Source organism: Phytobacter massiliensis JC163, assembly GCF_000321045.1.
GTDB classification, from domain to species: Bacteria; Pseudomonadota; Gammaproteobacteria; order Enterobacterales; family Enterobacteriaceae; genus Phytobacter_A; species Phytobacter_A massiliensis.
In genome coordinates this window covers 686,193-703,427 of record NZ_HE578947.1, presented here as the reverse complement: position 1 = coordinate 703,427, position 17,235 = coordinate 686,193, and the positions used below count along the sequence as shown (strand labels likewise).

At 56.4% G+C, this 17,235-nt stretch carries 15 protein-coding genes; 8 read left to right on the top strand and 7 right to left on the bottom strand.

All coding sequences use genetic code 11. From position 1 onward, the window contains the following. Positions 1 to 24: 24 nt before the first annotated feature. Both tsf and rpsB read right to left on the bottom strand, forming a co-directional pair. The gene (tsf, locus tag ENTHG_RS17245) at positions 25 to 876 is read right to left on the bottom strand and encodes a translation elongation factor Ts (RefSeq protein ID WP_044182401.1); all 852 of its coding nucleotides are present in this window, start codon (positions 874 to 876) and stop codon (positions 25 to 27) included. 121 nt (positions 877 to 997) lie between these two features. Beyond that, entirely contained in the window at positions 998 to 1,723 is a 726-nt protein-coding gene (gene rpsB / locus ENTHG_RS17240) for a 30S ribosomal protein S2 (protein ID WP_044182399.1), read from the bottom strand. Between the two features lie 318 nt (positions 1,724 to 2,041). On the opposite strand from rpsB, the gene map reads away from it, so the two are divergent. The 4 genes from map to ENTHG_RS17220 all read left to right on the top strand — a co-directional run bounded on the left by map (position 2,042) and on the right by ENTHG_RS17220 (position 7,059). Next, on the top strand, positions 2,042 to 2,833 hold the full coding sequence (map, locus tag ENTHG_RS17235; RefSeq protein ID WP_044182398.1) for a type I methionyl aminopeptidase: 792 nt from the start codon (positions 2,042 to 2,044) through the stop codon (positions 2,831 to 2,833). Positions 2,834 to 3,017: 184 nt separating this feature from the next. Continuing rightward, entirely contained in the window at positions 3,018 to 5,693 is a 2,676-nt protein-coding gene (gene glnD / locus ENTHG_RS17230; protein ID WP_044182396.1) for a bifunctional uridylyltransferase/uridylyl-removing protein GlnD, read from the top strand. Between the two features lie 30 nt (positions 5,694 to 5,723). Then, complete coding sequence (gene dapD / locus ENTHG_RS17225) at positions 5,724 to 6,548, top strand: 2,3,4,5-tetrahydropyridine-2,6-dicarboxylate N-succinyltransferase (protein WP_044182395.1); 825 nt, start codon at positions 5,724 to 5,726, stop codon at positions 6,546 to 6,548. 121 nt (positions 6,549 to 6,669) lie between these two features. Beyond that, positions 6,670 to 7,059: a DUF3461 family protein gene (locus ENTHG_RS17220; RefSeq protein ID WP_044182393.1), complete on the top strand. Its 390-nt coding sequence runs from the start codon at positions 6,670 to 6,672 to the stop codon at positions 7,057 to 7,059. A 137-nt stretch (positions 7,060 to 7,196) separates the two neighbouring features. Here ENTHG_RS17220 and cdaR read toward each other — a convergent pair whose 3' ends face one another. From cdaR to dgt, 3 genes are all read right to left on the bottom strand, one after another. Continuing rightward, entirely contained in the window at positions 7,197 to 8,354 is a 1,158-nt protein-coding gene (cdaR, locus tag ENTHG_RS17215; protein WP_044182391.1) for a DNA-binding transcriptional regulator CdaR, read from the bottom strand. Positions 8,355 to 8,516: 162 nt separating this feature from the next. Next, positions 8,517 to 9,944, bottom strand: coding sequence for a serine endoprotease DegP (degP, locus tag ENTHG_RS17210; protein ID WP_044182390.1), 1,428 nt, complete (start codon positions 9,942 to 9,944; stop codon positions 8,517 to 8,519). Between the two features lie 136 nt (positions 9,945 to 10,080). Next, positions 10,081 to 11,595 carry a dGTPase gene (gene dgt, locus ENTHG_RS17205; RefSeq protein ID WP_044182387.1) on the bottom strand — a complete coding sequence of 505 codons (1,515 nt, stop codon included), beginning with the start codon at positions 11,593 to 11,595 and terminating at the stop codon, positions 10,081 to 10,083. Between the two features lie 108 nt (positions 11,596 to 11,703). Here dgt and mtnN point away from each other — a divergent pair, with 108 nt between their 5' ends. From mtnN to ENTHG_RS17190, 3 genes are read left to right on the top strand one after another with little or no spacing between them, the layout of a single operon-like run. Beyond that, positions 11,704 to 12,402, top strand: a complete 699-nt coding sequence (gene mtnN, locus ENTHG_RS17200) for a 5'-methylthioadenosine/S-adenosylhomocysteine nucleosidase (RefSeq protein ID WP_044182386.1) — start codon at positions 11,704 to 11,706, stop codon at positions 12,400 to 12,402. Continuing rightward, complete coding sequence (gene btuF / locus ENTHG_RS17195) at positions 12,395 to 13,192, top strand: vitamin B12 ABC transporter substrate-binding protein BtuF (RefSeq protein ID WP_044182384.1); 798 nt, start codon at positions 12,395 to 12,397, stop codon at positions 13,190 to 13,192. The genes mtnN and btuF overlap by 8 nt, the downstream gene beginning before the upstream one ends. Positions 13,193 to 13,204: 12 nt before the next feature. Beyond that, the gene (locus ENTHG_RS17190) at positions 13,205 to 13,828 is read left to right on the top strand and encodes a TRIC cation channel family protein (protein WP_044182382.1); all 624 of its coding nucleotides are present in this window, start codon (positions 13,205 to 13,207) and stop codon (positions 13,826 to 13,828) included. Between the two features lie 58 nt (positions 13,829 to 13,886). Here ENTHG_RS17190 and erpA read toward each other — a convergent pair whose 3' ends face one another. Next, the gene (gene erpA, locus ENTHG_RS17185; RefSeq protein WP_044182381.1) at positions 13,887 to 14,231 is read right to left on the bottom strand and encodes an iron-sulfur cluster insertion protein ErpA; all 345 of its coding nucleotides are present in this window, start codon (positions 14,229 to 14,231) and stop codon (positions 13,887 to 13,889) included. 81 nt (positions 14,232 to 14,312) lie between these two features. Then, complete coding sequence (gene clcA, locus ENTHG_RS17180) at positions 14,313 to 15,707, bottom strand: H(+)/Cl(-) exchange transporter ClcA (protein ID WP_044182378.1); 1,395 nt, start codon at positions 15,705 to 15,707, stop codon at positions 14,313 to 14,315. A gap of 163 nt (positions 15,708 to 15,870) precedes the next feature. Here clcA and hemL point away from each other — a divergent pair, with 163 nt between their 5' ends. After that, a complete protein-coding gene (gene hemL, locus ENTHG_RS17175; protein WP_044182376.1) occupies positions 15,871 to 17,151 on the top strand; it encodes a glutamate-1-semialdehyde 2,1-aminomutase in 1,281 nt (426 codons plus the stop codon). Positions 17,152 to 17,235: the final 84 nt, after the last annotated feature.

Here is a 17,235-nt window from a genome sequence, read left to right as displayed (position 1 = left end):
GCCCTCAGGCGGCTGCTTTAAGAATTAAGACTGCTTGGACATAGCAGCAACTTCTGCTGCGAAGTCAGTCTCAACTTTCTCGATGCCTTCACCCACTTCGAAGCGGATGAAGCTGGTTACGTCAGCGTTATGCTCTTTCAGCAGCTGACCAACAGTTTTGCTCGGGTCCATAACGAAAGGCTGGCCGGTCAGAGAAACTTCGCCGGTGAATTTCTTCATGCGGCCTTCAACCATTTTCTCTGCGATTTCTTTCGGCTTGCCAGACTGCATGGCGATGTCCAGCTGAACCTGGTACTCTTTCTCAACCACTTCAGCGGAAACGTCTTCCGGCTTAACGAACTCAGGCTTGCTTGCAGCGATGTGCATAGCCAGCTGTTTAACCAGCTCTTCGTCAGCGCCTTTAGCAGCAACCAGAACGCCGATACGCGCGCCGTGCAGGTAAGAGCCCAGCACGTCGCCTTCCAGCGCGGCAACACGACGGATGTTGATGTTTTCGCCGATTTTAGCAACCAGCGCAACGCGTTCTTCTTCGAACTGCGCTTTCAGCACTTCAACGTCAGTGATTTTGCCAGCAACAGCCGCGTCCAGTACTTTGTTAGCGAAAGCCTGGAAGCCAGAATCTTTAGCAACGAAGTCGGTCTGGCAGTTAACTTCCAGAATGATGCCGTAAGTACCATCGATTTTGGTGATGATCACGCCGTCAGCAGCAACGTTGCCCGCTTTTTTCGCCGCTTTGATAGCGCCGGATTTACGCATGTTTTCAATTGCCAGCTCGATGTCGCCGTTCGCTTCGGTCAGCGCTTTTTTGCAATCCATCATGCCTGCGCCAGTACGCTCACGCAGCTCTTTTACCAGGGATGCTGTAATTTCAGCCATTCTTTAGTCCTCGGGAGATGTGATCTGCCCGGCCCGCGCGGGAACCAGACAAACTTAAAAGTGAAAAAGGGGCCGCTAAGAGGCCCCTATTTATACGGTACTAAATAAGGGTGTAACCTTATTATTCAGCTTCTACGAAGCTTTCTTCCGCCTGAGCAGCCAGGTCCTGAGAACGGCCTTCGCGAACGGTAGTCGCAACAGCGCTCAGGTACAGGGTGACAGCACGGATTGCGTCGTCGTTACCCGGGATAACGAAGTCAACGCCGTCTGGATCGGAGTTGGTATCAACGATAGCAAATACCGGAATACCCAGGTTGTTTGCTTCTTTGATCGCGATGTGCTCGTGGTCAGCGTCGATAACGAACAGCGCGTCCGGCAGGCCGCCCATGTCTTTGATACCACCCAGGCTGTTTTCCAGCTTTTCCAGCTCACGAGTGCGCATCAGCGCTTCTTTCTTGGTCAGCTTGTCGAAAGTACCGTCCTGAGACTGAGTTTCCAGGTCTTTCAGACGTTTGATGGACTGACGAACGGTTTTCCAGTTAGTCAGCATACCGCCCAGCCAGCGGTGGTTCACGAAGAACTGGTCGCAGCTGTTAGCAGCTTCTTTCACCGCTTCGCTTGCAGCGCGTTTAGTACCAACGAAAAGGATTTTACCTTTACGAGAAGCGATCTTGTTCAGCTCAGCCAGCGCTTCGTTGAACATCGGTACAGTTTTCTCAAGGTTGATGATGTGAACTTTGTTACGCGCGCCGAAGATGAACGGTTTCATTTTCGGGTTCCAGTAACGGGTCTGGTGACCGAAGTGAACACCAGCCTTGAGCATATCGCGCATGGAAACAGTAGCCATGTTTAAAACCTCTATAGATTAAGTTGGGGTTATGCCTCCACGTATCCCATATTACCGACCCCGAAGGGCACCCCGGAATATGTGCCGATACGTGTGTGTTGTTACACAAAGTGAGTATGTCGCTCCCGTCCACCCTGCGTATCTGAGTTGGATCGGAAGTCCGGCGCGCTTTATACCACAAATCACCCCGGAAACCAATAATTGTTAGCCTGCCGTGCTGCTAATGATTCTCAGTTTGGCAGCAGGCGCGCCGGGCTGTTACCATTGACAACACTCAGACTAGTATTGTCGAAAAACCGACGCTGATGGACAGAATTCATGGCTATCTCAATAAAGACCCCAGAAGAAATTGAAAAAATGCGCGTCGCCGGCCGTCTCGCCGCCGAAGTGCTTGAAATGATCGAGCCGTACATCAAGCCCGGCGTCAGCACTGGCGAGCTTGACCGTATCTGCAACGACTATATCGTTAACGAACAGCACGCCGTCTCCGCCTGCCTTGGCTATCACGGCTTCCCGAAATCCGTATGCATCTCTATTAATGAAGTGGTCTGCCACGGCATTCCGGACGACGAAAAACTGCTGAAAGATGGCGATATCGTCAACATTGACGTGACGGTCATTAAAGATGAGTACCACGGCGACACGTCAAAAATGTTTATCGTCGGTAAACCCACCATTCTGGGCGAGCGTCTGTGCCGTATCACCCAGGAGAGCCTCTATCTGGCGCTGAAAATGGTGAAGCCGGGTATCCGTCTGCGTACCCTCGGCGCGGCGATTCAGAAGTTCGTGGAAGCCGAAGGTTTCTCGGTGGTACGCGAGTACTGCGGGCACGGCATTGGCCGCGTTTTCCACGAAGAGCCGCAGGTGCTGCATTATGATGCGGACGACGGCGGCGTGGTGCTGCAAAAGGGAATGACCTTTACCATCGAGCCGATGGTCAATGCGGGCGATTACCGTATTCGTACCATGAAAGATGGCTGGACGGTAAAAACCAAAGACCGCAGCCTTTCCGCGCAGTACGAGCATACGATTGTGGTCACCGACACCGGGTGCGAAATTCTCACCCTGCGTAAAGATGACACGATCGACGCCGTGTTAACTGCCGCCTGATAGCATTTTACGGCCCGCGCCGCGGGCCGTTATTTTCTCTCCCCTGCCCCGCTTTGCGTCATACGTATAAACGACTTTTCATTTCCCGCTATCTCTTCTAATTTGTCGCATATGTCTTCGCATCCCGAACGCTGTGGGGTTCGGCTATGTCTCGCCATGCCTTCAACTTATGGGTGGACCGTTAATGAGCAATACCTTTTCTGAACAATTTGTCAGTACGCTAAAACCCACCCTCCCCGGCCAGCCGGACTACCCTGGCGAATGGCCGCAGGATGCGTTGAACTGCGCGGAAATTAAGGCGCGCCTCGATGGTTTTCAGCAGTGGCTGGGCCAGGTGTTCGACGCCGGGCTCTCGGCGGAGCAGCTTATCGAAGCGCGCACCGAGTTTATCGATCAGCTTCTGCAACGGCTGTGGCTGGAGTACGGCTTCGGCGAGGCCAGCGACACCGCGCTGGTGGCGGTAGGCGGCTACGGGCGCGGCGAGCTTCACCCCCTGTCGGATGTCGATCTGTTGATACTGAGCCGGACAAAGCTATGCGATGAGCAGGCGCAAAAGATCGGTGAGCTGCTGACGCTGCTGTGGGACGTTAAGCTTGAGGTGGGCCACAGCGTCAGGACGCTTAACGAGTGCCTGCAGGAAGGGCTTTCTGATTTAACCGTCGCCACCAACCTTATTGAATCCCGCTTATTGATTGGCGACGTCGCGCTGTTTCTTGAACTGCAAAAACATATCTTTAGCGAGCACTTCTGGCCGTCGGAACAGTTTTTTCCGGCCAAAGTTGCCGAGCAGAATGAACGTCATCAGCGCTATCACGGCACCAGCTATAACCTTGAGCCGGATATCAAAAGCAGCCCCGGCGGCCTGCGCGATATTCATACGTTGCAGTGGGTGGCGCGCCGCCATTTTGGCGCAACGTCGATGGATGAAATGGTCGGCTTTGGCTTTTTGACCGAGGCGGAGCGCAACGAACTCAACGAGTGTCTGCATCTGCTCTGGCGCATCCGCTTCGCCCTTCACCTGGAGCTTAACCGTTACGACAACCGCCTGCTGTTCGACCGCCAGCTCAGCGTCGCCCAGCGCCTTAACTATGTCGGGGAAGGAAACCAGCCGGTCGAGCATATGATGAAGGACTTCTTCCGCGTAACCCGTCGCGTGGCTGAACTTAACCATATGCTCTTGCAGCTTTTTGACGAGGCGATTCTGGCCCTGCCCGCCGACGAAAAACCGCGCCCCATTGACGACGAGTTTCAGCTTCGCGGCACGCTGATAGACCTGCGTGACGATGACCTGTTTATTCGTGAACCGCAGGCGATATTGCGGATGTTCTATACCATGGTGCGCAACAGCAATATTACCGGCATCTACTCTACAACGCTGCGCCACCTGCGGCACGCCCGCCGCCATCTCACCCAGCCTTTGTGTTATATCCCGGAAGCGCGCGCGCTTTTCCTGAGTATGCTGCGTCACCCCGGGGCCGTGAAGCGCGGCCTGCTGCCCATGCACCGCCATAGCGTACTGTGGGCCTATATGCCGCAGTGGTCGCATATTGTCGGACAGATGCAGTTCGACCTTTTCCATGCCTACACCGTGGATGAGCACACCATTCGCGTGATGCTCAAACTTGAAAGCTTTGCCGAAGAGGAGACCCGCGCCCGCCATCCGCTGTGCGTGGATCTGTGGCCGCGTCTGACCCACCCGGAGCTCATTCTTATCGCCGCCCTGTTTCACGATATCGCCAAAGGGCGCGGCGGCGACCACTCCGTGCTCGGCGCGCAGGACGTCCTTAAATTCGCCGAGCTGCACGGCCTCAACTCCCGTGAAACGCAGCTGGTGGCCTGGCTGGTGCGCCATCACCTGATGATGTCCGTCACCGCCCAGCGGCGCGATATCCAGGACCCGGAGGTTATCAAACAGTTCGCCGAAGAGGTGCAAACGGAAAACCGGTTGCGCTTCCTGGTCTGCCTGACGGTCGCCGATATTTGCGCCACCAACGAAACGCTGTGGAACAGCTGGAAACAGAGCCTGCTGCGCGAGCTGTACTTCGCCACCGAGAAACAGCTCAGGCGCGGAATGCAAAACACGCCGGATATGCGCGAGCGGGTGCGCCATCATCAGCTGCAGGCGCTGGCGCTGCTGCGGATGGACAATATCGACGAGGAGCAGCTTCATCAGATCTGGGCGCGCTGTCGCGCCAACTACTTTGTGCGCCACAGCCCAAACCAGCTCGCCTGGCATGCGCGCCATCTGCTTCAACACGACCTCAGCAAGCCCATGATCCTGCTGAGCCCGCAGGCCACCCGCGGCGGCACAGAGATATTCATCTGGAGTCCGGACAGGCCCTATCTGTTCGCCGCCGTCTGCGCGGAGCTGGATCGGCGCAATTTGAGCGTGCATGACGCGCAGATTTTTACCACACGCGACGGAATGGCGATGGACACCTTTATTGTGCTGGAGCCGGACGGCAGCCCCCTGTCGCCGGACAGGCATGAAACGATCCGCTTTGGTCTGGAGCAGGCCATCACTCAGCGCAGCTGGCAGCCGCCTCAGCCGCGTCGTCAGCCAGCGAAGCTGCGCCATTTTACCGTCGATACCGAGGTCAATTTCCTGCCGACGCATACCGACAGAAAGAGTTTTCTGGAACTTATCGCCCTCGACCAGCCCGGTCTGCTGGCGCGGGTCGGCCAGGTCTTTGCCGACCTGGGAATTTCGCTTCACGGGGCCAGAATTACGACAATTGGCGAGCGAGTAGAAGATTTATTTATAATCGCAACAGCGGACCGGCGTGGCCTTAATAATGCGCTACAAAAGGAGGTGCAACAACGGTTGACAGCGGCCCTCAATCCAAACGATAAAGGGTGATGTGTTTATTTATATGGAAAGAGTATAACAATGCAGCAGTTACAGAACATTATTGAAACCGCTTTCGAGCGTCGCGCAGAGATCACCCCGACCAACGTGGATACCGTAACCCGTGAAGCGGTCAATCAGGTGATCGCCCTTCTGGATTCCGGGCAACTTCGCGTCGCGGAAAAAATCAACGGCCAGTGGGTGACTCACCAGTGGTTGAAGAAAGCCGTGCTGCTCTCTTTCCGCATTAACGATAACCAGGTTATCGAAGGTGCGGAAAGCCGCTACTTCGATAAGGTGCCGATGAAGTTCGCCAACTACGATGAAGCGCGTTTTCAGAAGGAAGGCTTCCGCGTAGTGCCGCCTGCGGCCGTACGCCAGGGCGCGTTTATCGCCCGCAATACCGTACTGATGCCCTCCTACGTGAACATTGGCGCTTATGTTGATGAAGGCACCATGGTAGACACCTGGGCGACGGTCGGCTCCTGCGCGCAAATTGGTAAAAACGTTCACCTCTCCGGCGGCGTCGGCATCGGCGGCGTTCTGGAACCTTTGCAGGCAAACCCGACAATTATCGAGGATAATTGCTTTATCGGCGCGCGCTCCGAAGTTGTGGAAGGGGTGATTGTCGAAGAAGGTTCGGTGATTTCTATGGGCGTGTACATTGGACAGAGCACGCGTATTTATGACCGCGAAACCGGTGAGGTCCACTATGGCCGCGTACCGGCGGGCTCGGTTGTCGTTTCCGGCAACCTGCCGTCAAAAGATGGCAAATACAGCCTCTACTGCGCCGTCATTGTGAAGAAGGTTGATGCGAAAACCCGTGGCAAAGTTGGCATTAACGAACTGCTGCGCACCATCGACTAAGGTTTTCCCTCTCCCTTTTGGGGAGAGGGTGACCTGCCCCGCCTTTTTTGCACTTCACTATGGCGAAAATAGATTTTTTCGTTAATTATTCATAGGTTATGTTGAGCTTAAGGGTACTGCTATGTACGACAATCTGAAAAGTTTAGGCATCACCAATCCTGATGAAATCGATCGCTACAGCCTGCGTCAGGAAGCGAACAATGACATTCTGAAAATCTATTTTCACAAGGATAAAGGTGAGTTTTTTGCCAAAAGCGTGAAGTTTAAATATCCGCGCCAGCGCAAAACCGTGGTCGCGGATGGTGTGGGTCAGGGGTATAAAGAAGTGCAGGAGATTAGCCCCAATCTTCGCTATGTGATTGATGAACTCGATCAGATTTGCCAGCGCGATCGCACCGATGTCGATCTGAAACGTAAGATCCTTGACGATCTGCGTCATCTGGAGAGCGTGGTTGCCAATAAGATCACTGAAATCGAAGCCGATCTGGAAAAGCTGACGCGTAATAAATAGCGTCACGTCGCCCGGAAAAGCGCAGCGCATCCGGGCCTCCCGGATGCGGCGACACGCCTTGTCCGGGCTACCGTAATCTCATCACTCCCGGTTTTGTCCACACCCTCAAGGCAACTTGCGTTGCCTTTTTGCTTTCCCTATCGCTGTTCATCCAGCTGCAGCGCAACGTACAGCAACAGCCTGTCGTCGAAATTCCCCAGGTCCAGCCCGGTCAGCTCTGAGATGCGATTCAGGCGATATTCCAGCGTATTGCGGTGGATAAAGAGCGCCTTAGAGGTCGCCAGCGGCTGGACATTATGGCGGAACCAGGCAGAGAGGGTGCGGCGCAGCAGGCCATTGTTATCCATTGCTTTCAGACGCTGCAACGGGCGGGACAGCTCATTGGCCTGCCAGCCGCCGCGCAGGCTGTCGAGCAGAACCGGCAGCATCAGATCCTGATAAAAATAGCTGCGGCTTTCCGGCATCCGCTGCTTACCTACCATCATCGTGGTGCGCGCGGTGCGGTAAGAGCGGGCAATACTGCCAGGGCCGGTAAAGTAGTTGCCCAGCGCCACGCGAAAACGCAGCTGGCCGTTCTCTTTCATCCGGGCGATGAGCTGCTCTACCCGCTTGCGATGATCCTCCGCGTCCCAGCGGCCAAACTGGTTAAGCGCCGGTTTCAACACCACCATTTCAGTCAGCGAAACGATGGCGATTAAATTGTTGCGCTCAGGGGTGGTGAGCGCGTTCTGCAACTGCTGCAGCTCAGCCATTGCGCTGTCAACGCCAAGCTGGCCGCTGTCAACTTCAACGACTGCCACTACGCGCGGCTGGTTGAGATCGATACCTAACCGCTGCGCCCACTCGGTTAACGCCGGGGTGTGCTCTTCGGCCTGGATGAGATTCATCACCAGCTCTTCGCGCAGGCGGCTGTCCTGAGCTAAAAGATGCATCAGGCGGGACTGCTCCAGCATCATCTCCGCCGTCATGCAGACCAGTTCGCCATATTTGCGCAACGTTTCCGGCTCGCCGGTCAGACCGATGACGCCGACAATTTCCCCTTCCAGACGCAGCGGCAGGTTAATCCCCTGGCGAACGCCATGCAGGTGTCGGGCGACGGCATCATCGATATCCACCACGCGCCCCTGAGCGAGCACCAGCAGCGCGCCTTCGTGCAATTCCCCAATACGCTCACGATCGCCGCTGCCGATAATACGGCCGCGCGCATCCATCACGTTGATGTTGGTATCAATGATACGCATCGTACGTGCTACGATATCCTGCGCCATTTTAGTATCAAGGTGCCAGCCAGCCATGTCGTCCTCCCGTGAGCAGAGCCCAAGCATAGGGATAAAAAAAGGGCCATGCACTGTGCAAATGCACAAAGGCGGACTCGGAAGTATGGAGTTGTGGGAAACTTCACAAAATCTGTGGGAAGCGCCCTTCCCTTTCGAATGAAAGAGAAGGGCAAGAGGGGATTACTGCATCAGCAGGTAGATAGAGGTATCGCCACGCTGGATATTCAGCGCCAGCACGGACGGTTTGCTATCAAGGATTTTGCGCAACTCGCCGAGGTTTTTCACCGGCTGCTGGTTAGCGCCGAGAATCACGTCGCCTTTTTTAAGGCCGATACGCGCCGCCGGGCTATTCGCCTTCACGGTATTCACCACAACGCCTTCGTCTTTGCCTTTGTTGCTCATTTCCGCGCCTTCAATACCGCTGAAAATGGTGCCGGACTCAACCTGATTCTGGCTGCTCTGCTGCAGTTCGAGGCTGACGTTAACCGGTTTGCCGTCACGGATGAGACCCAGTTGCACTTTGCTGCCGATAGGCATAGAGCCCACTTCCGCACGCAGCGCGGCGAAGCTGCTGATGGCCTTACCGTTAAGAGAGGTAATCACATCCCCCGCCTTCACGCCCGCTTTCGCCGCGGCAGAATTCGGCATGACCTGGCTTACAAACGCCCCGCGTTGCGCATCGACTTTCATCGCCTTCGCCAGCTCGGAGTTCAGCTCGGTGCCCATGATACCCAGCTCGCCGCGGCGAACCTGACCATACTGCACCATCTGCGCCGTCAGGTTTTTCACCATATTGCTCGGGATGGCGAAGCCGATACCGATGTTGCCGCCGTCCGGAGCAAGGATCGCGGTATTAATACCGATGAGCTCACCGTTAAGGTTGACCAGCGCGCCGCCGGAGTTACCGCGGTTGATTGCCGCATCGGTCTGGATGAAGTTTTCGTAGTTCTCGGCGTTCAGGCCGCTACGACCGAGCGCAGAAACGATACCGGAAGTGACGGTTTCGCCCAGCCCGAACGGGTTACCGATGGCGACGGTGTAATCGCCTACGCGCAGAGCGTCGGAGTCGGCCAGTTTAATCGCTGTCAGGTTTTTCGGGTCCTGAATCTGCACCAGCGCGATATCGGAACGGGGATCTTTACCCACGATTTTAGCGTCGAACTTGCGGCCATCGCTCAGCTGCACTTTAATCACGGTCGCGTTATCAACAACGTGGTTGTTGGTGACGACATAACCTTTTGCCGCATCGATGATAACACCGGAACCCAGCGCCATAAATTTCTGCTGCTGGCCGCCATCAGCGCCGCCCTGACCACCACCCTGGCAGAAAGGCGAGCTCTGGAAAGGAGAGCCTTCCTGGCAGAACGGAGAGTTATCGCCAAAGAACTGCTGGAAGTTGCGCGGCATGCGCGGCGTGTTTACCGTCGTGCTGCCTTCAACGTTGATGCTGACAACCGACGGCATCACCTTCTCCAGCATCGGCGCGAGGCTCGGCATTTGCTGTGATGTGGATGCAGAAGCAGTCTCTGCCGCCAGAGCTGAAACAGGGGATAATGCCAGGCTTAAACTCAGCGCCAGCGCGCTCATTGCTAAAGTTGTTTTTTTCATCTCTCTCAATCTCTTTACTGATAACGCAAAACGGCCGTGTATGTGTCACTCAGAGTCGTTTTATAGCGTGAAGTTCCGGGATTAAGTTTTTGGAAAAAGTAAAAATTTATTGTTTGTCTTTACAATTCCCGCTGGGCTATTCCACCGCCATCAAACGCCGGTATTCATCCCATGCATATAAATCCGTCATTCCGCTGATATAGTCCTGAATTAATCGACACCGGTAATAGTATTCCATCACCGCATAATCGCCGTTCTCCCGGGATAATTTACTTACCGCCTCAACATAGGCCAGCCGATGGCGCGTCGACAGCTTCTGAAACAGCCGGGATTCAATCGGCAAGCGACGCACCCGTTCGTTCTCCACAAGCTCGGTGAAATCCGCCAGCGTCAGCTGTAGCAGCGGACGATAGATTTCCAGCAGGCCGCTAATTACCCGATATCCTTGCAGTTCAAGCTGCTCCACGTCAGGGTGGCTGAACACTTCTTTAATGGCGACGTTTTTATAGAGTTCAAGCAGCTGGCTGTAATCGCTGTCGTCCTCCAGCAGGGCGTGATTAAACTCTCCGCTGAATATTTGCGGCAGATTATCAATAAAGCGCTGGGCGGCGTACGGCACCAGCTTATTAAGCGTATTCACCCGCAGATACATAAAAAATTGATCTTCGGTGCTGCGGCTCAGGGAGTTCGCCCGGGATTTCTCCCACGCATTTTCCACCACCTGAGAAAAGAGCGAGCCCTTTGCATGGGTTTCCCAGGCATCGTGAAGATGCTGATAAAGTTGTTCTACGGTGAAGATTCTTTTTTCTACCGCATCTTCCAGGTCGGCGACGCAATAAGAGATATCGTCCGCCGCTTCCATTATCCACGTCAAAGGGAAGCGACTGTAAATATGCAGATCAAGTTCTTTACGTAGCCGCTCGACGTAAGCCTCCTCAGAAAAATAGAAACCGGGCTTTTTCATTAAATAGCTGTGCGTGGCCGGCGGCTCTCCGCGCCACCATGCCGGGCGGGTATATTTCAGAATGCACCCCACCTGGGCCCAGGTCAGATTCATGCGCAGCAGGGTATGCACCATGCGGATACCCTGGGCGTTACCTTCGAAATGGCTCAGATCCTGGCGCACTTTCCGCCGCAGCGCATTCAGCGCATCTTCGCCCTCCTGCAAACGCAGCGCCATCACCTGGCAACGATCGTCGGTCAGCGGCTGGCTGGCGGCATCCTCCGGCGCAAGCCGCTGGCGAAACCAGTCATTGATTGCCGCCTCGCCGAAGTGGCCGAACGGCGGATTACCGATGTCGTGCATCAGGCAGGCCATTTCGACAATGCTTTCGAACGGCCCGGTCAGCTCATCCAGGCCATACTCTTCAAGCAGGCGCAGCTCTTTCAGGCGGCTTAAAATCTCTTTGGCGATATAGCGCCCTACCTGCTGAACTTCTAAAGAGTGGGTAAGGCGGGTGCGCACCGCCGCGTTGCGCTCCAGAGGGAAGACCTGCGTCTTCTGTTGCAGGCGCCGAATCGCTGGCGAGTTAATGATCCGCCCGCGATCGCTTTCAAAAATGCGCAGGATTTCACGTTCGGTCTTGACCCCCTGCGGGGAGCGGTAGCGACGATGCCAGTTTATTTTTCTGCGGAAATCGATCTCAGCCATTTACTCTCCTGTCAGCAAAGCGCCACGGGGTATCATGCAATCGTGTATGCCATGATAGACTATGCCCTGAAAACGTAATCCTGTCCTATCACTTTAGCGAGTATCTCCATGAAAATTGGCATTATTGGTGCAATGGAAGAAGAAGTTACGCTGCTGCGTGACAAAATCCAGAATCGTCAGACGCTGACTCTCGGCGGCTGTGAAATCTACACCGGTACGCTGAATGGTACAGAAGTCGCCCTGCTGAGATCCGGTATTGGCAAAGTTGCCGCCGCGATGGGCGCCACGCTGCTGCTGGAACATTGCAAGCCGGACGCGATCATCAACACGGGGTCTGCTGGCGGCCTGGCCTCCACCCTGAAAGTGGGCGATATTGTTGTCTCTGACGAAGCGCGCTACCACGACGCCGACGTCACCGCCTTTGGCTATGAGTTCGGCCAACTGCCCGGCTGCCCGGCGGGTTTCAAAGCCGATGACAAACTGATTGCCGCCGCGCAAGCATGCATTAAACAGCTCAACCTGAACGCGGTGCGCGGGCTGATTGTGAGCGGCGACGCCTTTATTAACGGCTCCGTTGGGCTGGCGAAAATCCGCCATAACTTCCCACAGGCGGTGGCCGTCGAGATGGAAGCCACCGCCATTGCCCATGTCTGCCATAACTTTGGCGTGCCTTTTGTGGTAGTACGCGCCATCTCTGACGTGGCCGACCAGCAATCGCACCTGAGCTTCGACGAGTTCCTGGTGGTTGCCGCTAAGCAGTCCAGCCTGATGGTTGAGACGCTGGTGCAGAACCTCGCGCGTGGCTAATCTCTTCTCCAGGGCGCTGGTCGCCCTGTTTCTCTTTCCCGCGGCTCTTTTCGCCGCGCCGCGCGTCATTTCCCTTTCTCCGGCCAATACTGAACTGGCGTTTGCCGCAGGCATTACCCCGGTTGGCGTCAGCAGCTATTCCGACTATCCGCCGCAGGCAACAAAGATAGAGCAGGTTGCCACCTGGCAGGGGATGAACGTTGAGCGCATTGTGGCGCTAAAGCCGGATGTGGTGCTCGCCTGGCGCGGCGGCAATGCCCAAAGACAGGTCGATCAGCTTGAGAGGCTGGGCATCAAGGTGGTGTGGATAGACGCCCTCACTATCCCGCAGATTGCCGATTCACTCCGGGATCTGGCGCAATACAGCCCACAGCCAGAGATGGCGCGGCAGGCGGCGGACCAGATGCTGGAGCAGTATGAAGCGCTTAAGGCGCAGTATGCCGGCCAGCGCAAAAAACGGGTCTTTTTACAGTTTGGCGGCGAACCGCTGTTCACCACGGGGAAAGGCTCTTTGCAAAACGACGTGCTGGAGCTTTGCGGCGGCGAGAACATCTTTGCCGCCAGCCGGGTGCCCTGGCCGCAGGTGAGCCGTGAGCAGGTGCTGGCCCGCCAGCCGCAGGCAATTGTGCTGGCAGGCGGCACGGAAGAAATAGCGAAAATTGAGCAATTCTGGCGCAGACAGCTTGCGGTTTCGGTCATCCCGCTCAACAGCGACTGGTTTGAGCGCGCGGGTCCGCGTATTATCCTCGCCGCTCAACAACTCTGCCCTGCCCTGGCGCAGGTGAAATAACCGGGGATTTCGATGCTTGTCTACTGGCTGGATATTGTCGGCACCGCTGTTTTCGCTATCTCAGGCGTACTGCTCGCCGGAAAGCTGCGCATGGACCCGTTCGGCGTGCTGGTGCTTGGGGTCGTGACCGCCGTCGGCGGCGGCACCATTCGTGACATGGCACTCGCTCACGGTCCGGTATTCTGGGTCAAAGATCCGACTGATCTGGTGGTGGCGATGGTCACCTGCCTGCTCACCATCGCGCTGGTGCGTCAGCCGCGCCGTTTGCCTAAATGGATTCTGCCGGTGCTGGATGCCGTAGGGCTGGCTGTCTTCGTCGGGATCGGGGTTAATAAAGCGTTCGCCGCGGGAACCGGGCCGCTGATAGCGGTCTGCATGGGGGTTTTGACCGGCGTCGGCGGCGGTATTATTCGTGACGTGCTGGCCCGTGAAGTGCCGATGATCCTGCGTACGGAAATCTACGCTACCGCCTGCATTATCGGCGGCATCGTGCATGCGACGGCATGGTATCAGTTCAAAGTCCCGCTGGAAAACGCGGCGATGCTGGGAATGGTCGTCACGCTCGCGATTCGCCTGGCGGCGATTCGCTGGCATCTTAAACTGCCTACCTTCGCGCTGGACGACAACGTCAGATAGCAAAATGCCGTTCAGCGTTGTCCCTGAACGGCATTATATATTTGCGCGGCTTATGAAATCAGATGCTGAAAGACGAGCCGCAGCCGCAGGTGCTTTTCGCGTTCGGGTTAGTTACCACGAAACGGGAACCTTCCAGACCTTCGGTATAATCCACTGAACCGCCCACCAGATATTGCAGGCTCATCGGGTCAACCACCAGCCCAACGCCCTGTTTCTCGATGGTCATATCGCCGTCGTTAATCTGATCGTCAAAGGTAAAACCATACTGGAAGCCGCTGCAACCGCCGCCGGTAATGTAGACGCGCAGTTTCAGGTTCGGATTGTCTTCATCCGCAATCAGGTTTTTTACTTTACTGGCTGCTGCATCGGTAAACTGCAGCGGCAGCGCTACGTCATCACTCATTTTTCGCTCCCATTCATACTGCGATCTGGGCAAATAATAACCCGATCATTTTGGCTATTATCCATTACCCTGGTAAATCGTTCAAGTATTCTCCCGCATTGCCGCCGCCTCCTGGCGCGCAAGCGTACGGGCGAGAATCGTTGAATAAAGGGGTTTGCCACCCAGGAATTGAGCCAGTAGTGTCGCGCCAAGGCAGGTAATAATCATTGGCAAAATTAGCTGGTAATTGTCGGTCATCTCCAGCACCAGCACGATACCGGTGAGCGGCGCGCGTACCGAGGCGGCGAGCAGCGCCCCCATTCCCGCGACGGCGAACGTACCAACGTCCAGATGATAGAGCGGGAACAGAGCGGCACTCGCTTCGCCAAAGGCGGTACCCAGCAGCGTACCGAGCGCCAGCATCGGGGCGAAAATGCCCCCCGGCGCGCCAGAGCAGAAACAGAGTAAGGTCATGATGACTCGCGCCAGAAAAAGCAGCACCAGCATCCCGATGGCATAGTGGCCGCCCACCGCCAGCGGAATAAGCGTAAACCCGCCGCCGGCAATTTCCGGAATAATCAGCCCCAGCACGCCGCAGCCGCCGCCAATGACGCCGCCAATCAACACCCACTTCGTCGTATTCCCACGGTGCAGGCGCTGAAACATGTCCTGGGTGCGCAGCACCAGCGTGTTGAAGTACGGCCCCACCGCGCCGAATACCATGCCCAGTACCAGATAGAGCCACAGCGTATTGATCGGCGCGTTGCTGAGTTTGCCGACATCGATCACCGCGCCTTCGCCATTGGCCAGGCGAAAGACAATGCTCGACATGATAACGCCGGTAAACACCGCTTTGATAGAAACGAGGTTATAGCGAAACTGCGGCCGCATCTCTTCAATGATAAACAGGATACCCGCCAGCGGGGCGTTAAACGCGGCGGAGAGACCCGCCGCCGCGCCGGTCGCCAGCAGGGTATGCCGGGACTCCACATCGCGCAGACGAAAAATGTCGACCACCATCCGGCCCACGTTGCCGCCAAGCTGTACCGTCGGCCCTTCACGCCCGAGCACCATACCTGCGCCCAGCGTGCCCATACCGCCGATAAATTTTACCGGCAGCACGCGCCACCAGCGGACCGGGCGCAACTCTTCCAGCGCGCCTTCAATTTCCGGGATACCCGACCCGCCCGCCTCCGGCGCGAAGCGCCGCACCAGAAAGTAGCCGACCATCGCCAGCAGCGCCGAGCTGATAAACGCCAGCGGCCAGACCAGCCAGCTCCCTTCCCGCGCCAGCAGCATATCCAGACGCATTGCGGAGATGGCGTTAACGGCTTTTTCGAAGGCGACGCCGACAATCCCCGTTAGCGTGCCGACGAGCGCCGCCAGCAGGAGGACAGCAAGCGGCGTTTTATCACGAAGCAGCAGGCTGCGCATCGCGTTGCGCCGCCGCAGCTGCTCTATCTGTTCTGTTTTATGGGCATTTATTTCCGCGTTCATCACTTCGTCTTCGTCATCCTGGAACGCTGGCTAGTTTAACGGCTGCGTCAGCGTGCGTCGCAAAAAAATCTCAACGGGATATTTCATCAGGCAAAAATTTTATAAGCCCTGTCGAATCACTTAGAATAAGCCCTGACGTTTTTAACAAACCAGGAACGATGTCATGAGCAAGTCAGAAAATCTCTACAGCGCTGCGCGCCAGCTGATCCCCGGCGGCGTCAACTCGCCGGTTCGCGCTTTTACCGGCGTCGGCGGTACGCCGCTGTTTATCGAAAAGGCGAACGGCGCGTATCTGTATGATGTCGATGGCAAAGCCTATATCGACTATGTCGGCTCCTGGGGGCCTATGGTGCTGGGCCACAACCATCCGGCCATTCGCAATGCGGTGATCGAAGCGGCCGAGCGCGGCCTGAGCTTTGGCGCGCCAACCGAGATGGAAGTGAACATGGCGGCGCTGGTCACTGAACTGGTGCCGAGTATGGATATGGTGCGCATGGTTAACTCCGGCACCGAAGCCACCATGAGCGCGATTCGCCTGGCGCGCGGTTTTACCGGCCGCGATAAGATAATTAAATTTGAAGGCTGCTACCACGGCCACGCCGACTGTCTGCTGGTAAAAGCCGGTTCCGGGGCGTTGACGCTGGGCCAGCCCAATTCCCCAGGCGTACCGGCGGATTTCGCCAGACATACGCTGACCTGCACCTATAACGATCTGGACTCTGTGCGGACCGCCTTTGAACAGTACCCGCACGATATTGCCTGCATTATCGTGGAGCCGGTGGCGGGCAATATGAACTGCATCCCGCCGCAGGCGGACTTCCTGCCGGGGCTGCGGGCGCTGTGCGATGAGTTTGGCGCGCTGCTGATTATCGATGAAGTGATGACCGGTTTCCGCGTCGCGCTGGGCGGCGCGCAGGCTTACTATGACGTCACGCCGGATCTCACCTGCCTGGGGAAAATCATCGGCGGCGGCATGCCGGTAGGCGCATTCGGCGGTCGCCGCGATATCATGGAAGCGCTGGCACCGACGGGGCCGGTTTACCAGGCGGGCACGCTTTCCGGTAACCCTATCGCGATGGCCGCGGGCTTCGCCTGCCTGAACGAAGTTGCCCAGCCGGGCGTGCATGAGACGCTGAATGAGCTGACCACGCGTCTGGCGGAAGGGCTGAAAGAGGCAGCGCAGGAGGCCGGTATCCCGCTGGTGGTAAACCACGTAGGCGGCATGTTCGGCATCTTCTTTACCGATGCCGCCGGTGTGACCTGCTATCAGGACGTAATGGCCTGTGACGTTGAGCGCTTTAAGCGCTTCTTCCATTTGATGCTGGAAGAAGGTGTCTACCTGGCTCCGTCAGCCTTTGAAGCGGGCTTTATGTCGGTCGCGCACAGTATGGACGATATCAACAACACGATTGACGCCGCCCGCCGGGTGTTTGCGAAAATCTAAAGGCCGTTAATACCCGGGTGCGCAGGCTTACCCGGGCTACAATTGTGTTTTTCGTAGCCCGGATAAGGCGCTTTTGCGCCGCAT

Excerpts from the sequence above, each read along its gene's own strand:
- dapD (WP_044182395.1), top strand. The coding sequence starts at position 5,724 with ATGCAGCAGTTACAGAACATTATTGAAACCGCTTTCGAGCGTCGCGCA.
- ENTHG_RS17190 (WP_044182382.1), top strand. The coding sequence starts at position 13,205 with ATGCTTGTCTACTGGCTGGATATTGTCGGCACCGCTGTTTTCGCTATC.
- rpsB (WP_044182399.1), bottom strand. The coding sequence starts at position 1,723 with ATGGCTACTGTTTCCATGCGCGATATGCTCAAGGCTGGTGTTCACTTC.
- hemL (WP_044182376.1), top strand. The coding sequence starts at position 15,871 with ATGAGCAAGTCAGAAAATCTCTACAGCGCTGCGCGCCAGCTGATCCCC.
- erpA (WP_044182381.1), bottom strand. The coding sequence starts at position 14,231 with ATGAGTGATGACGTAGCGCTGCCGCTGCAGTTTACCGATGCAGCAGCC.
- tsf (WP_044182401.1), bottom strand. The coding sequence starts at position 876 with ATGGCTGAAATTACAGCATCCCTGGTAAAAGAGCTGCGTGAGCGTACT.
- degP (WP_044182390.1), bottom strand. The coding sequence starts at position 9,944 with ATGAAAAAAACAACTTTAGCAATGAGCGCGCTGGCGCTGAGTTTAAGC.
- clcA (WP_044182378.1), bottom strand. The coding sequence starts at position 15,707 with ATGAACGCGGAAATAAATGCCCATAAAACAGAACAGATAGAGCAGCTG.
- dgt (WP_044182387.1), bottom strand. The coding sequence starts at position 11,595 with ATGGCTGAGATCGATTTCCGCAGAAAAATAAACTGGCATCGTCGCTAC.
- map (WP_044182398.1), top strand. The coding sequence starts at position 2,042 with ATGGCTATCTCAATAAAGACCCCAGAAGAAATTGAAAAAATGCGCGTC.
- ENTHG_RS17220 (WP_044182393.1), top strand. The coding sequence starts at position 6,670 with ATGTACGACAATCTGAAAAGTTTAGGCATCACCAATCCTGATGAAATC.
- cdaR (WP_044182391.1), bottom strand. The coding sequence starts at position 8,354 with ATGGCTGGCTGGCACCTTGATACTAAAATGGCGCAGGATATCGTAGCA.
- glnD (WP_044182396.1), top strand. The coding sequence starts at position 3,018 with ATGAGCAATACCTTTTCTGAACAATTTGTCAGTACGCTAAAACCCACC.
- mtnN (WP_044182386.1), top strand. The coding sequence starts at position 11,704 with ATGAAAATTGGCATTATTGGTGCAATGGAAGAAGAAGTTACGCTGCTG.